Annotated in this window: 12 protein-coding genes; 6 read left to right on the forward strand and 6 right to left on the reverse strand. The window is 43.4% G+C overall.

The window, feature by feature from the left end:
* The first annotated feature begins 97 nt into the window (after nt 1-97).
* The 3 genes from LYNGBM3L_RS08890 (at nt 98) to LYNGBM3L_RS43090 (ending at nt 2,364) form a co-directional block, all read left to right on the forward strand.
* On the forward strand, nt 98-880 hold the full coding sequence (locus LYNGBM3L_RS08890) for a DUF3598 family protein (RefSeq protein WP_008181571.1): 783 nt from the start codon (nt 98-100) through the stop codon (nt 878-880).
* 381 nt (nt 881-1,261) lie between these two features.
* A complete protein-coding gene (locus tag LYNGBM3L_RS08895; RefSeq protein WP_008181574.1) occupies nt 1,262-1,993 on the forward strand; it encodes a DUF3598 family protein in 732 nt (243 codons plus the stop codon).
* Between the two features lie 161 nt (nt 1,994-2,154).
* Nucleotides 2,155-2,364 carry a hypothetical protein gene (locus LYNGBM3L_RS43090; protein WP_154659718.1) on the forward strand — a complete coding sequence of 70 codons (210 nt, stop codon included), beginning with the start codon at nt 2,155-2,157 and terminating at the stop codon, nt 2,362-2,364.
* On the opposite strand, the gene LYNGBM3L_RS08900 is transcribed toward LYNGBM3L_RS43090, so the two are convergent.
* From LYNGBM3L_RS08900 to LYNGBM3L_RS08905, 3 genes are all read right to left on the reverse strand, one after another.
* Nucleotides 2,326-3,210 carry a hypothetical protein gene (locus LYNGBM3L_RS08900; RefSeq protein ID WP_008181576.1) on the reverse strand — a complete coding sequence of 295 codons (885 nt, stop codon included), beginning with the start codon at nt 3,208-3,210 and terminating at the stop codon, nt 2,326-2,328. The two genes, LYNGBM3L_RS43090 and LYNGBM3L_RS08900, sit on opposite strands and share 39 nt — an antisense overlap.
* Before the next feature lie 24 nt (nt 3,211-3,234).
* Nucleotides 3,235-3,450, reverse strand: coding sequence for a hypothetical protein (locus LYNGBM3L_RS40140; protein WP_161603138.1), 216 nt, complete (start codon nt 3,448-3,450; stop codon nt 3,235-3,237).
* Nucleotides 3,451-3,748: 298 nt separating this feature from the next.
* Nucleotides 3,749-5,797 carry an ABC1 kinase family protein gene (locus LYNGBM3L_RS08905; RefSeq protein WP_008181577.1) on the reverse strand — a complete coding sequence of 683 codons (2,049 nt, stop codon included), beginning with the start codon at nt 5,795-5,797 and terminating at the stop codon, nt 3,749-3,751.
* A 497-nt stretch (nt 5,798-6,294) separates the two neighbouring features.
* Between LYNGBM3L_RS08905 and recN the strand changes: the two genes are divergently transcribed.
* Both recN and LYNGBM3L_RS08915 read left to right on the forward strand, forming a co-directional pair.
* Nucleotides 6,295-8,121 (forward strand): DNA repair protein RecN, encoded by a 1,827-nt coding sequence (gene recN, locus LYNGBM3L_RS08910; protein ID WP_008181578.1) that lies wholly within the window; start codon nt 6,295-6,297, stop codon nt 8,119-8,121.
* A gap of 466 nt (nt 8,122-8,587) precedes the next feature.
* The gene (locus LYNGBM3L_RS08915) at nt 8,588-11,173 is read left to right on the forward strand and encodes a GAF domain-containing protein (RefSeq protein WP_008181579.1); all 2,586 of its coding nucleotides are present in this window, start codon (nt 8,588-8,590) and stop codon (nt 11,171-11,173) included.
* A 145-nt stretch (nt 11,174-11,318) separates the two neighbouring features.
* On the opposite strand, the gene LYNGBM3L_RS08920 is transcribed toward LYNGBM3L_RS08915, so the two are convergent.
* The 3 genes from LYNGBM3L_RS08920 to LYNGBM3L_RS08930 form a co-directional block, all read right to left on the reverse strand.
* Nucleotides 11,319-11,783, reverse strand: coding sequence for a hypothetical protein (locus tag LYNGBM3L_RS08920; RefSeq protein WP_008181580.1), 465 nt, complete (start codon nt 11,781-11,783; stop codon nt 11,319-11,321).
* Nucleotides 11,784-12,780: 997 nt separating this feature from the next.
* Nucleotides 12,781-13,878: an RNA-guided endonuclease InsQ/TnpB family protein gene (locus LYNGBM3L_RS08925; protein ID WP_008181581.1), complete on the reverse strand. Its 1,098-nt coding sequence runs from the start codon at nt 13,876-13,878 to the stop codon at nt 12,781-12,783.
* Nucleotides 13,851-14,447, reverse strand: a complete 597-nt coding sequence (locus tag LYNGBM3L_RS08930; RefSeq protein WP_044492524.1) for an IS607 family transposase — start codon at nt 14,445-14,447, stop codon at nt 13,851-13,853. The genes LYNGBM3L_RS08925 and LYNGBM3L_RS08930 overlap by 28 nt, the downstream gene beginning before the upstream one ends.
* Nucleotides 14,448-14,782: 335 nt before the next feature.
* Here LYNGBM3L_RS08930 and LYNGBM3L_RS08935 point away from each other — a divergent pair, with 335 nt between their 5' ends.
* Nucleotides 14,783-15,064, forward strand: a complete 282-nt coding sequence (locus tag LYNGBM3L_RS08935) for a helix-turn-helix domain-containing protein (protein ID WP_008181583.1) — start codon at nt 14,783-14,785, stop codon at nt 15,062-15,064.
* Nucleotides 15,065-15,794 lie beyond the last annotated feature (730 nt).

Consider the following 15,794-nt stretch of genomic DNA (forward strand, 5'->3'; position numbering starts at 1 on the left):
AATAAATTGTGATAATTTTTGCTCCCAGATCCGCTGTTCCCAGATCCGCTGTTCCCTGTTCCCTTTTGTTTTTGTAACAATACTTTACACAATAGCTATGAATCAGACATTTGAACAGTTAAAGCAGCATAACTGGACTAATTTTATGACCCATCATTTACATAATTGGTATGGGTCTTGGACAATTTATTCCCCTGAAGGTGAAGTGATGGAATCCTTTGTCGGTAGTCGATGCTCTATTAGTGATTCTGAACAAACTCACATTAACCAAACTAACGTATATATGTATGACAATGGAACTGAAGAGGAGAAGGTTTACCAGAATACTCCCAATAGTTTAATCAATGGTTTAGCTGAACAAACCGATCAAGCATCCTTTATGTATATGTTTGATCAAGGCTCGGCTATTTGGACGGTAAATCGATTTGAACCAGGAGAGTTATTTGCAGTAGAGTTCTGGTTTAGATATCAAGAATTACGTCATAGTCTGCTAGTAATGTATAACTCAGATGGGGAATTAACTAAAACAGTCAGTGTCCGAGAGGAGGATTTGCAAAAGCCCTGTGATCATTGGACACTTAACCCATATTTAATCCCCGATCGAGATATCCTTAATGGGGAAGAAGGATTAGCAATTACCCTTACCCCAGTCACTCAACTATCTCAGCCAACACCAACTCATTTAGCTTGGGAATATCCAGACTATCAAACCTTTTATTATCCAGATGGGATATCATTAAGTTATCCCCCCAAACTAAAACCAGAAATGTCTTTCGTTGTGATTGGAGATTGGCAAGTTAATCCTAATATTAGACAACAACTGCTAGTTGACTATAATTCATCCGGTGAGTTATCCGGTTTAACCTTAAAGAGTAATTAATCAGAGATGGGGAGATGGGGCATAGTTTGATTAAGGGTAATTATACAGACATTACCTAACACATTAATAATGTAACATATAAAAACCTATACTACCGATTTTTGGTGTTAAAGTCGAATATAAAATAAGTAAAATAACAGTTTTGATTGATAGCCAAAATTAAACTATATAACAACTATATAAGTAGTGATGATACAGCCTTTATTATAGATATGAGGTACACATAATTTTTTCAGTCTTGCTTCTTACCTTTTGCCTCTTGCCTCTTGCCTCTTGCCTCTTGCCTCTTGCCTGCTCCCTGCTCCCTGCTCCCTACTCCCTAAAAACCATAAATTTGTACCTCAACCAATTTCAAACTGCTATATATAACAGAATAAACCTATGGATCGAAAACTCCAAAATTGGAAGAAGTTCTGTCGATATTATTCAGGAGACTTCTATGGGATTTGGACTAGATACTCAACCACAGGAGACGTCATAGAATCTTGGCGCTGTATTAGAAGCTTTCGTCCCACAGCAGATTGTCGTGAAATACATCACCAAAATCACTATACTTATGCTAATGGCAAGACGGAGACAAAAACCTTTAAACCCTACAAGCAACCTATCACAACCGGCTTGTTTTTAGACAATGGCTTTTCCTGGGGTTCAACCACAGTAAAATCCGGCTCCACGTTTTTTTCCGATATATGTTTAAGATATGAAAATAGTCGTGCTACTGCGATTGCCAAATACGATGAAAGTGGCAGCTTAAAACGCTTTACTGTCTTTCCGGAACACCTAGGACATTTCGTGAATGTGCCTGCTCTACCTCCCGCCCATGAAATTAGTAGCGACTGGCAAGGAACAGTGCAAACAATAACCCCGGACTGGCAAATTTCAGGCCCAGTAGTAACCTCATGGCAACCGTTAGACGATTTAGCTGAAGATTACCTGAGGTTACACTTTACCAACCGTATTGCAATCAGTTGTCCGGCACAGGTAGAGAGTGGAAAAGCGTTTTTTGTGGCAGTGGATTGGCTGGTTAACCAGACTTTATTGCAACGAGGCACTCGCCACTATGATCGATCGGGCTTTACCAGTTTTACCGTAGAAGTATTTACGATTCAGTAATATCATGTCCGGTTGAATACTTATACTTTGGGGAAAGCAAGGCAGAGGGCAGAAGGCACCCACCCCTAACCCCTCCCAGGAGGGGTTAGGCAGAAGTAAAGGAGTAAGGTTTCAAGGATAATGGTGTTTTATAAATAATTATCCGAACATGATATAAAACTATGATAAAAGATATATTTAAAGATACTCTTAAGCTCCCAAAACTACTTCTTACCGATTACCGATTACCGATTACCGATTACCGATTACCGATTCCCGATTACCGATTCCCGATTCCCGATTCCCGATTCCCGATTCCCGATTCCCGATTTAACACTAATGAACTAGTTAAGTCAGCCCGGTACTCTAACTTCATAGTTTACGGTTCCTAGCCAGGACATCCCAGGTATTTGGTATGGCTTAAATAGTAAACCATCTAAGTTGCCATACTTGACTATATGCTTGATAAAATGTTGAGAACCTTTAAAAATATCAACACTATTAGGTATAGAGTTATCTTCTGAACCTAAATTTAGAGGTAATTTAGCTAAATCCTTGATAGACTTTAACGACTCATAGGCTGAAGAAAACTGGATATAAGTAGAAATAGCGCTACGCATTTTTGAATCAAGTCCAGCTGGATTCTTAAGTTTATCTTCTTGAATAACTGCGCCAAAACGCTTTTTAATAAACGTCCTAACATTTTCTGAGTAGGACTTAGAATTATACTGATAAATCGCCTGAGTAATGGAAGATTGCTTACGAGAGTTAATCATTTCTCCTACTACGTAAGCTGCAATATCCGCAGTATAATCAGAATCTCTGGCTAACCTATCCAAAGCTTCCTCGACACTGTTAACATCTATGTTGTCATTGGGGTCTCGATAGGCCACAATCGCCGAACCAATATCTCCAGCCCATGAGGTATGGTCACCAGTCCAGCTAGTAAAATCTGACCATTGGAATCCAGGCTGATCAATTTGATCAGAAAGGGAACCGATAAAATGACCAAAGTCGGTAATTTCACCACTTAATACCAATTCATTGATATTGAGTTTTCCTTCAAATTCATCTCGAATATACTCTTGGTGATACCCCGTAGCTGTACTCCATAATCTACTAGTATATGCCTTCTTAGTGTACCCACGCAAATGATTAACAATTTCATAAGCCGATTTACCAGGGTTATCACGTTCAATTTTCTCGATGAATTCCAATGCTTCTTGTAGTTTAGACATAGGTTTAAACTAGATTAATCCCTCTTAGTCATACTGTAACCTACGTCTTGAATTTGTTAGATTCCGGATTTGTTGGGCAGATTTAGGTTGAATGGTTGTTCGCGTAGCGTGGCCGTTCGCGTAGCGTGGCCAAAAGGCCAAAAGGCCAAGGTTGTTTGGTTGTTCGCGTAGCGTGGCCGTTCGCGTAGCGTGGCCAAAAGGCCAAAAGGCCAAGGTTGTTTGGTTGAACGCGATGGACAAAGTCCCGCTTTCAGCGATCGCGTGGCCTTTTGGCCAAGGTTGTCAGGTTGTTTGGTTGTCAGGTTGAAGGTTGGATGGTTGAAAGTTTGGAAGTTTAATAACCTGTAACCTGTAACCTGTAACCTGTAACCTGTAACCTGTAACCTGTAAGCTTCAACTGCGTCACCTGTAACCTGTAACCTTCAACCTTCAACCTTCAACCTTCAACCTCTAACCTTCAACCTTCAACCTTCAACCTTCAACCTCTAACCTTCAACCTTCAACCTCTAACCGCATTTCCAAATAAAATTTCTATAATCTATCGCATCGCAGCAGCAGGGGGCAAAACTAAGTTAGGGTTTGAGCCCTGGCCATGACCGTTAGCGGTGCCATTGTCAGGATTATCCTGGAGTAAAGCATCCCGAATCATCCGAGCAATTACTCGCTGTGCTAAACCACCAGCAATTTTTTGTCCCATTTCCTGGGTCTCCTGTTTGATCAACATTTGAGGAATAACTGGCAACAATTGCATTAGGTCAAAACCAGGAGTGTCTTGTAAAATTTTCCAAATCCGCTGGATATTCTCAGTAGTTTCGGGTTGATCTTCTGGCTTCTTGTCTTGATTATCTTTATTATTTATTTCTAAGCCTAGACGTTCCTGCAAGGCATAACTGACGTTATCCAATGTCCGTCTTCCAAAGCTATCGATCGCCTTGACAATTTCATTGACCAACTGCTCCCGGATGAAAGCTCCTCGATCTGAAAAAATAAAGTCTAGGGTCTGATCTAAGACTTGGTTGATATCATAATCTGGAGAATTTCCAGCATTGCGCAACAGGTTTTCCAGACGGTTCCAACGGAAACCGCCATCCTTAAACAGTAAATCCTTCAAGGATGCCCGTAATTCCGGTGATGGATCTGTCAATAAGCGCTTGGCTACATAAGGATAGGCTTTACTGAGTACTTTGAAATCTGGCTCAACATTCATGGCAATCCCTTCTAAGGTGACTAGGGAGCGAATAATCAGGGCGTAGTAAGCGGGTACCCGGAAGGGATACTCATACATCAAAGCTGATAACTGGTCAGTGATACTCTTAAAGTTGAGTTCTGCCACACTGGCTCCCAAGGCGTTGTTAAAAACCTTGCCTAGGGCAGGAATAATCGGTGTCAGGTCTGTATCTGGGGTGAGAAACTCCAGCTTCACGTAGTCCTTCGCCAAACCAGGGAAGTCACGATTGACCAGATGGACAACAGCTTCAATCAAACCATAGCGCTGATACTTCTTGACTTGGCTCATCATCCCAAAGTCAATATAAGCCAGCTTGCCGTCAGAAGTGGCTAACAGGTTTCCAGGGTGAGGGTCAGCGTGAAAGAATCCGTATTCCAGTAGCTGTCGCAAGGAACAGTTTACCCCAACTTCAATCAAGTGCTTGGCATCAATGCCTTTAGCCTTGATTGTCTCCATATCCGTCAGCTTACTACCCGTTACCCATTCCATAGTCAGGACACGACGCCCGGTGTAGTCCCAGTAAATTCGGGGAACATAAATTTCCGGTAGTTTGCCGTAAAGCTTGGCAAAGCGTTCAGCATTGCGCCCTTCATGCTGATAGTCCATCTCTTCAAAGATCCGGGCACCAAACTCATCCATGATGGCAACCAAGTCACTGCGCACCCGCTTGACATTGCTTTGTACCCACTGTGCCAGACGGCGTAGAATGTAAATATCTAGGGTAATTTTATTTGCCAATCCTGGTCGCTGTACCTTGACCGCAACAGTTTCCCCAGTTTTGAGTTTGCCCTTATAGACCTGTCCTAAGGAAGCCGCTGCCACAGGCTTTTCAGTCAGTTCAGCGAAAATATTTTCCGGGCGATCGCCTAATTCTTCCTCAATAAATTTATAAGCCACCTCATTCTCAAAGGGTGGGAGTTGGTCTTGTAGCAGCGTCAACTCATCCAAGAAAATTTGTGGGACTAAATCCGGTCGTGTGGAAAGAGCTTGTCCGATTTTAATGTAGGCTGGTCCTAGGTCGGTTAAAATTTCCCGCAGCTGAATCGCTCTGCGCTGGTTCTCGGTAACATCCCGACCCCGAAACCGATCCCACCACAGACCTAGAGCAAACGATATAAATGACGAAATGATGGTAAAAGACCGCCCTAGAACTGACAGGTATGCGTTCTGGTACTGGGCTGCGATCGCTGACGGGTCGTAGCGTGGTTTGTCTGTTTCCAAGACAGAGGATCCCGTTGTCGAGCTCAACTCTTCCTCAACTGTGATCTGAGTTCCCGACACTGGTACCACTGACTTGTCCGCATCAGCCTGTGAGTCTAGTGCTTGAACAGAAGTTGGGGAAACTGTTTTAGGATTCATAAGAAGATATTTCCGACGGACAAACAGAAGCGATTCTGTAAACTATTGTAACAAAAGGGGGATATCATTAAAACTTAATAAAGGTTCGGCAATCTTCATACCAAAATGGTGGAATAACCCATTCCTGGGTAAGAATACGTAAGCCATCAGCTATCAGCCATCAGCTAGCCATTAGCTATTAGCCAAAGGCCACGCTACTGTTCGCGCAGCGTGCCCGTAGCGCAATCGGTGCTTTTAGGTGCAACCCGTGGCAAATTTAATTCTTAATGGTAAGAGCGCACCTTTGAATAAAATAAGCTGACGGCTGACGGCTGACGGCTGACTGCTTAAAGGAATACTGATTTTTAGTGGACACTTGACGATAAACTGAATGGTGAACGGTCAACGATTACTAGAGTTAACCCTTAGACTTCAATTGGGTATTAGGGTGTGACTTTTTCTAAATTGTTACAAAATGTGTTTACTATCACAATTTTCCCAACAGTGAATTTTGCTCAATGTTAGTTTATTTGCGAATTCACAACTTTGCCTTAATTGACCACCTAGAAGTGGAATTCGGTGCTGGCCTAAATGTGTTGACTGGGGAAACCGGTGCGGGTAAGTCCATTATTTTGGATGCCATTGATATTGCCCTGGGGGGAAAAGTAACCAATCGGCTGATTCGCACAGGGACTAAACGGGCTTTGCTAGAAGCCACATTCTCGGTAGATAACCCCTTGATTGCCTGGTTGAGTGAGCAAGAGATTGACTTACTTGATCAAGCCGATTTAGTCTGTAGCCGAGAGATTACCGCAACAGAGAAAGGCATGCGATCGCGTTCTCGGGTCAATGGCACGATAGTTAATCGGCAACTGATGGAGGGACTGCGTGAGCGCTTGGTAGAAATTACTGCTCAGGGTCAAACCATACAGCTAATTATGCCAGCACGCCAAAGAGGGCTACTCGACCTTTACGGCGGTTCCCTTGTGATCCAACAGCGAGATCGAGTTGCATCTGCGTATATAGCTTTTCAAGAGGCCAAGAAAGCTCTAGAGACACAGCAAAAGTCTCAGCAAGAACGCCTACAACGTCTGGACTGGTTAGAGTATCAAATTCAAGACCTCAGTGCTGCCAACCTTAGCGCTCCTGACGAACTTGAACAGCTTGAACGTGAACACCAGCGTCTGAACCATGTTGTGGAACTCCAACAGAGGAGTTACCAAGTCTATCAAGCACTTTACCATAATGATCAGGGGACTTTAGCTAGTGCTGACTTATTGGGTCAAGCGGAAAGTACCTTACAGGATATGGTAGACTATGATAGTCAATTGCAACCTCTACTAGACTTAGTCAGTGGAGCATTGGCTCAAGTGGTGGAAGCTGCCCATCAGATTAATGCCTATGGAGATGGACTAGAGACTGATCCGGAACGTCTCCAAGTGGTGGAGGAAAGAATTGGGGTTCTTAAACAAATTTGCCGCAAATATGGACCAACCCTTGCTGAGGCAATCGCTCACTATGAGAGCCTACAGGCAGAACTGGAAGAATTAGGCAGTGAAGGTGCATCTCTAGAACAATTAGAGAGAAATTACGCATTGAGTCAGGAAAACGTGACCGATGAATGTGATCAACTGACCAAATTGCGCTATAGGGCTGGGTCAGAACTGGAAAAACAGCTGGTTAACCAGTTAAAGCCCTTGGCTATGGAGAAGGTAAAGTTTACAGTGGAAATCAGCCCCATTGTCCCCACGGCAGCTGGTGCTGATCAAGTCACCTTTTACTTCTCTCCCAACCCCGGAGAACCCTTGCAACCTCTTGCTAAGACGGCTTCCGGTGGAGAAATGAGTCGATTTTTACTGGCACTGAAAGCCTGTTTTTCCAGCAGTAACCAGCCAGGAACAACCTTAATTTTTGATGAAATTGATGCTGGGGTGTCTGGTCGGGTAGCAGGAGCGATCGCAGAACGACTCTACCAACTCAGTCAACGCCACCAAGTTCTTTGTGTGACTCACCAACCGTTAATTGCTGCGATGGCAGACCAACATTTTAGGGTGGATAAACAGGTGATTGCTCAACCGATTTCTAGCATTTTGAAACAACCATCTTCCCCTCAAGTTAACCGCTCTGGCAGGACTCAAGTAGTTACCCAAATCCCGGAATCTGGAATGCCCGAGCTTCGAACTGTAGTAAGGATTAGTCTCCTGAATCATCCCCAAAAGCGGCAGGAAGAAATCGCTCAGTTAGCTGGTGGACAGTCGGCTCAAGACGCTATGAATTTTGCGGCTTCCTTGTTGTCCCAAGCTGCTAGCTGGCGTAAGACATGCACAGTGGGAAGACAGGACTAAGGCCAAAGGCGTTGCGTCAGTCTTTGAATGAATAGGAGATTAGTGGGCATCCTGCCCGCCCCAAAAGATCGCCGAACAGGCAAGATGCCTATTCTACAAAACTCTTAAAATCATTCCATTATTAAGCAACGCCAGGCCAAACAGCTAAATGTTAAAAATTGTGAGGTTGTGATGCATTAGTTTAATAGTTGGATCGCAATTGATTAATTAAGCTACTGACAAATTAATCTAGAATGCACTATAATCCAGTCAGGCCATATTTAACTCTCAATCAGAAAAAATCTACTCAGCGGCCAGCATAGAAGGTGCTCTCTAGGTAATCAACAGATTAGCCTTAAACTCAGATCAATTCGGTTAACTGGCTCTGACGAGTCAATAAGTATCAATGTAAGAGTAAATAAGTATCAAAAACACGCCATCATTAGACCGCTTCAGCAAAACCAAAGCTTTAGCGCAGGATAATTCTATGGTAGCTGCATCTGTTGATCAACACAATTCAAATCAGGTGGAAAAGGGGAGCATATCTGAGGCAAATTCCTCAGCAGCCGGTTCGCTAGTTGCGGCGGGACAAGGGATATCTAACTTTCTGGCACCTTTAAACCGGAAAAGTTTAAAACAAGTAGTCCCAAGTGTAGAGAAGGCACTCCAGATCGTCAATCAAACCCTGTCGATGCTGGAAGCTCTACTGGAAAACCAAGATTTTGAGAAGGTTCTCCAGGAGATTTTGACTGCGATTACTATCAAGACGGCAGAGTTAATGAATGCCGACCGAGTAACAATATTTTTTCTGGATGAAGACAAGAAGGAACTTTGGTCGGTAGTGGCAAAGGGAGAGGGAAACAACACCTTAGGAGAACTGCGATTTCCAGCTGATCAGGGCATTGTTGGTGAAGTAGCTACTTTCAAACGGGTGGTTAACGTTCCCTACGATTTTTATGATGACTCTCGTTCTAACACTGCCAAAAAGTCTGACAAAAAAACTGGATATCGCACCTATACCCTGCTAGCATTGCCCCTGTTGAATCGACAGGGAGATTTAGTTGCCGTAGTCCAATTACTGAATAAGGTCAAAAATTCCTATAGACAGAACGCTTCCTTAAAGGAAAAAATTGATCAACAGGGCTTTACTGACGAAGATCAAAAACTGTTTAAGGATTTTGCCCCTTCGATGCGGCTGGTTCTAGAATCTTCGAAGTCGTTGTACCGAGCTACCCAGAGACAAAGAGCAGCAACAGCACTGATCAAAGCTACAGAATCCCTCAATCTCAGCAGTTTGGATCTAGACGAAACCCTCAAGCGGGTGATGGATGAGGCGAAAACGCTGATGAAAGCCGACCGTAGTACCCTGTGGCTCATTGACCGAGAACGTAATGAACTGTGGGCGCAAATTCCCCAAGCGGATGGTTCCTCCCAAGAAATCCGGATCCTAATGGGGGTTGGCTTTGCCGGCAAGGTAGCTCAAACAGGTGAAGCTCTAAATATTCCTTTTGACCTATATGATCATCCCAATTCATACAATTCCAAAAAAGTTGATCAGGAATCTGGTTATCGCACCTGTAGCCTCTTGTGTATGCCAGTGTATAACTCCAATCAAGAGTTAATAGGTGTCACCCAACTAGTCAACAAGAAAAAGACCGGTGACTTTGAGCCCTACAATCCGAATGATTGGCCTAAAGCTCCCGAATGCTGGCAAGCAAGTTTTAATCGCATTGATGAAGAATACATGAAAGCCTTCAATATTCAAGCTGGGGTAGCCATACAGCGAGCGAAACTTTTTGCCACCATCAAACAGCAGGAACAAATTCAGCGGGATATGCTGCGCAGTCTCAGTAATGGGGTTATTTCCACCGATAAAACCGGTAAGATTATCGCTACCAATGAAAGTGCCAAGAAATTGCTGGGGTATTACCCTGGAGACAGATTGGAGGGGTTATCGGTTAGTCAGTTGATTAACATCAAAGGGGGAAATTTTGCTCAATGGCTCCAGAACGCTTTAACTGCCAAGACAGAAAAAGACAGCCGTCAGTACTACCCCGACCAAACCCTGATCTCACAGGGGTTAGAATCAACCAAGCATTGTGTGAATCTCTCGATTAACTCTATTGCTGATGCCAGTGATCAAACCCATGTCTATGGTGCGTTGGTAGTCATGGATGACATTAGTGATGAAAAACGCCTCAAGACTACCATGTATCGCTACATGACCCAGGAGTTAGCAGAGGAATTACTTAAGCTCGATGACCATAAATTAGGAGGCGATCGCAAAGAGGTATCAGTTCTGTTCTCGGATATTCGTGGCTATACTGCTTTGAGCGAAAGTTTAAAGGCAGAAGAGGTCGTGGGTATGCTAAACGACTATTTTGAGTCGATGGTGGATGCAATTTTTGAATATAAAGGTACCCTCGACAAATACATTGGGGATGCGATTATGGCTGTTTTTGGTTCGCCCTTGCCCCAAGAGGATCATGCTTGGAGAGCAGTGCAAACAGCCTTAGAGATGCGCCAACGTCTCAAAGAGTTTAATCAGCAACGTGTTAAAGCTAATCGAAAACCTTTAAAGATCGGCATTGGCATCAACTCCGATAGCGTCATTAGTGGTAATATGGGTTCGACTAAACGAATGGAGTTTACCTCTATTGGTGATGGAGTCAATTTAGGTGCTCGCTTGGAAACGGCTAGCAAGCAATACGGTTGTGACATCCTAATTAGTGAAAATACTTACAGAGCCTGTGCTGACCAGATCTGGGCTAGGGAATTGGACAAGGTAATTGTTAAGGGCAAGACCAAGCCAGTATCCATTTATGAACTGGTGGGCCTAAAATCTGAACCGATTTCGGAGGACAAAGCACGAATCATTGAACATTACTACAAAGGCCGTCAGTATTACCTCCAGCGACAGTTCGCCCTCGCCATGGGTGAGTTTGGCACCATTCTACAAAAATATGACAAACATGACCAAGCGTCTGTATTGCACCTGAGCCGTTGTCAGCGTTTTCTTCAAGAACCTCCTAACGATGACTGGGATGGTGGCTGGAAGTTGTTAGAGAAATAGTCGTTAGTCCTTAGTGATTGGTCAAAGGATAATTGTTAAGACCATAGCGCCCATACAACAATGCCCATATCCCATACACTAGGCTTGAGCAACGGGTGCAAGCCTAAGTCTTGTTTCAATTAACTAAGGACTAATGGATTAACGATTAGAGAACCTTGTGAGTGTACTCATGCTGTTTTACATTATCTTCCTTAGTAACAACTCGCTGCATATTTAGCAACCGCTTGCGTTCTGTGGAAAAGTTGAAGTTATCAAACGTTGTGCCGAGGGGAATATGAGCGATCGCTTCTGGACAACTCTTGTAAGTGCGTGCAGCCGCGAGGGCTCGGTTAGTAAAATCATCGCAAAACTGAGCATCCTCTGGAAACTCAGCGGGTTTGACAAGGCTATCCCCTGAGATTACTTGACCTAGAGTTGTACCAAAAGCCACTGAGTAAGATGTAGGAACGCTTTTAAGCAGTGCTTCTAGGGAGGCTGAGGGGATGGGTTCAATAATTTGAACTTGATGAACTTCCCCCTCTTCTTTGATAAAGCAGGTGGCTAAGCCCACCACCAGGTAGTTATCGGTAGATAAATCGGGAGCATTAGCTAAGGGAGTTGCAGCGGTCATAAGACTATTTCAGTACAGGATTTGAAACCAAGTTGACACTCCCCCGTCTAAAGACGTGGGGATTCCTAGATCAGCGAACCACCTTAAACCGTCGTGTCTTCGGGAGAAGCAATACTTAACCAAATATCGGTAGAAAACTACCAAATACCCAGTTAATTCACGGCAGACCTAGAGGGCAGTTCTCCTTAGGCGTTCAGGTACTTTCTTGAGAGTGCCGACTCTTTTCCCCATGTTTCGGTGTGCCCCACCGTACACTACGGTGCAATCTGTGGCAAATTCAATTCGCCAACGGAAAGCGCACCGGTTTTTCTTGGAAAGTTTTCTGTTCTAGGTTCACACGTCAATTGTTGGTTGACGATTGGGTTTTTAGAGAGGATTTTCCCTACCCTCTGAGCATTACTACTTTCTAGGCGGTCAAACTTGGTTCCCTATTCCAGCTGTCCTAGCGGTTTTTCAGCCTGTACTCTATAATACTTTATTCTACACAGGCAAGGAGAAGATTAGGGAAGCTTACAATCTTTTTTTTTCACGGCGACTAAAGTCGCTCTCGAGCTTTCATCCACGCTCTGAAGAGGCGTGGTTTTCAGCTTGGTGACTCTCACATATAGCAGCAACCGAAGTATAGTTGAGGACAGAGTATTTTGGTTGAAAGGGAGCAGGGAGTAGGGACTAAGGCCGTAGGCCACGCGGGGCGCGTTCGGAGCAGAAATATGTCTTAAGCTTTACTTCGACTGTTATTAATCACGCGCCAAGATAAATCAAATCAATAGCTTTGGTGGCATTCTATCAGCAGAGCAGGTCAGCTGATACCTACCCGGTGCGCTTACAGTCGTTGAATTAAATTCGCGCTTAGGTGAGCGCCGTTTAATCCAACCGCCGCTGACCTAAGTCTTCTCTATTCTGCTGCTTTGTAAAACTGATATAACGCGGTATAATCAGCACGTTAACGTTTACTTCCTGCTTCTTCCAAAAACTTGGGTTGCGTGAGGGGTCGGCCCTACTCACTTACACAGGCTATCACCAAGAAGCCCTCGGCTAAATGCTGTAAATTCACACTTGCGTTGTAATCTCTGTCCTTGACGGCACCGCAAGCGAAGCAGCTAAAAACTCGTTGTGTTAGTGGCATTTCTTGATTGTTTCCACAACTAGAACAGGTTTTAGAGGATGGAAAAAACCGATCGGCAAACACTAATTCACAGCCGTACCATTCGGATTTATATTCCAGTTGGCGACGAATCTCATAGAAGGCAGAATCAGCAATAGCACCTGCTAGTTTATGATTTTTCAACATACCGGACACATTCAAGTCTTCTAACCCTATGACAGCGTGGTTCTTGCTAAGCCAGGAGGTTAATTTATCGATGGCATCTTTCCGGATGTTAGTGACTCGTTGGTACGTTTTGGCTAGTTTCAATCTGGCCTTATCCCTATTCTTAGAGCCTTTTTCTTTTCTAGCCAATTGTCGCTGAAGTAATGCTATCTTCTTTTGAGCCTTTTTGTACGCTCTAGGATTAGGAAATACAGTTCCATCTGAGCAAGTCGCGAGAACTTTTACCCCAACATCAACACCTAAATAGTCTCGGGTTTTAACTGTAGGTTCGGGGTCAAACTCATAAGCTACAGACAAATACCAAGAGTCCGCCACTCGACTGATGGTTATTCGTTTAGTCTGTATTTCAGGTAAAGCTTCATAAGTCCTAACCCATCCAATAAAGGGAAGCTTTAACCTTCTCCCTTCAAAAACCATAACCTTACCGCAGTTATCAATGGTAAAGCGATCATTTCGTCCTTTTTTCTTAAATTTAGGATGTTGAGCCGTACCTTTAAAAAAGCGCTTGAATGCTTCACCTAAGTGCAGAAAAGCAAACTGATAAACTCTTGAACTTAGGGTAGACTGCCAGGGATAATCAGGCTTGATGTGATTGGTATAAAACTTTTTGAGCTTGTTAGTTGACAGTTTTAGTCCCTCTTTATAAGCGGAGTTCCACATCCGAAGTGCCCAATTCCAAATCCATCTTGAATAACCGGCGTGTTGAGCCATTAAGGTTTTCTGTTTGTTATTCAGTTTTAACTTGGTTTTGAAGGCTCTTTGCATAATTCGGGATCATTATTCAACAGAGTCTTGTATTTTCTTAGTCCATACAATCGACTTGAAAAACAGTGAAGAATTGCCAGGATATCTTCTACCATTTCTGCTTGTGGTGAAAGTTCTTTTTCATTGAGAACAATCAACTCACACTTATTTTGTTCACAAAGCCAGTTAAACAAATCAAAACCAAATCGAGCCAGCCTATCTTTATGAGCAACAACTACTCGACTGACTTCACCTTTAAGAATTTGACTGAGAAGTGCTAGTAGTTTTTTTCGCTTAAAGTTTAATCCTCCACCAACTTCTTTAATAGTTCTGGCTTCTGGGTATAAAGCTTGCAATTGGGCCACTTGCCTGTTTAAATCTGGCTTCTGAGCATGACTATAAACTCGACAATAAAGCACTGTTTCTTTTTTGACACTGAAGGAGTGAGTATAGGATTCTACATCATATCTCCGTTGTCCTGATGGTGTTTTAATTGCTTGGATAATTCCGGCCTTTTCCCATCTAGCTAAAGTCCTGACGTTAACGCCTAGTAACTCAGAAGCTTCTTTAGGTTTAAGATACTTGGTCACCTGACTAACTTTGACAACATACTTATAGTAGCGTGTTGTGCCGTAAAATGTCAACTAAGTTTTGTCTCTAAGTATTTTAGTTGAGTGATGGCTTTTTGGGATTAAAGCAACCGATCCATCAGCCAAGCAGGAACCATATTTGACTGGATGTGGATGACGTATAACGGATTGAGCTGTTATTTGTAGATTTAAGGATGGCTGGGGTAAATAACTTGGAACCGTTATGATTAGGTTTCAAAAAGCAAAAGCAGCTTTTGGCTACCTGCCATTATGTGTTTTTGTTTGTTTATACCGTTGATGATATGGCGTTGGACAATATTATATAGTAAACTATAATGCTACGTGAACATCATGACATAACACTACTAAAGTTGCGCCAGCAAGTTGGCTTAACTCAGCGAGAACTTGCTGAGGCTCTTGGAGTAACCCAAAAAACCATTTCCATTTGGGAAAGGGGTAAAATGCAGCCTAAGCTCTCCTTTTGGCAGACTAAGTTAATGATGGAAAAGCTCAACTGCACCCTTGATCAGCTAATCATTGCCACTGAGCTGAAACACCAGAATCATAATGAAATTAAATCAACCAAAATTAGACCACATAATCCCAGATTTTTCTAAAACTCAAGGGTGCAATCTTGGACTTTGGCTAGGTCTGAATGATGCACCTTGGGGGGCTGGCTGCCTAGAATTGGTTGGTTAGCGTCAGCACTAGGGCACTAGTCGTTTGAATCTATGAGGATTAGCACAATCCTGGTGCCCTTTGGTAAATCCTCGTTTGGAATATAGCTGAGTCAAAACCATCATTCAATCTCCTTGGGGACTCCCGTTATACCCGTGTTAAGCAGCGTCTGGCACTGCCAGTAAGGGTTAGCGGGTTAGAAGTTACCGTAAGATCGGGTCGCCTTTATGGGTGATGCTCGCCCATAGCCGCTCCGCGAAAGGTCTTGCATAAAATAAAAGGGTTAAGTCTTTTGTAATCAGGCGACCCGATCTAAGGCGCGCGTCTCCGGGGAATTGGAGACGGAAACTCTTGCGATTATTGATAATTTTTACTAGTAGATAGAGATAATTAATCAACTATAAAGTGCCGATTTGCGCGCCAGCTGAAAAGCCTCACGGTGCCCTTGACCCGTAATTAAATTCGCCACGGGTCAAGGGCACCGCTGCTAGAAGCGTAAGCCAAAAGACAAGTAAAATCAATGATTTGATCTCAGAGTGTAGAGGCTATTTGGCGCGCGCCAGTAAGGATTTATGTTCTTAGGAATCTCTCGCTATAATATTTGATTTAGCGACGAGAGTAGTCAATTCGTTACCAAAACTGTTACGAGGACTATGCCCACAGTTAGCG

The organism is Moorena producens 3L (assembly GCF_000211815.1).
GTDB lineage: Bacteria > Cyanobacteriota > Cyanobacteriia > Cyanobacteriales > Coleofasciculaceae > Moorena > Moorena producens.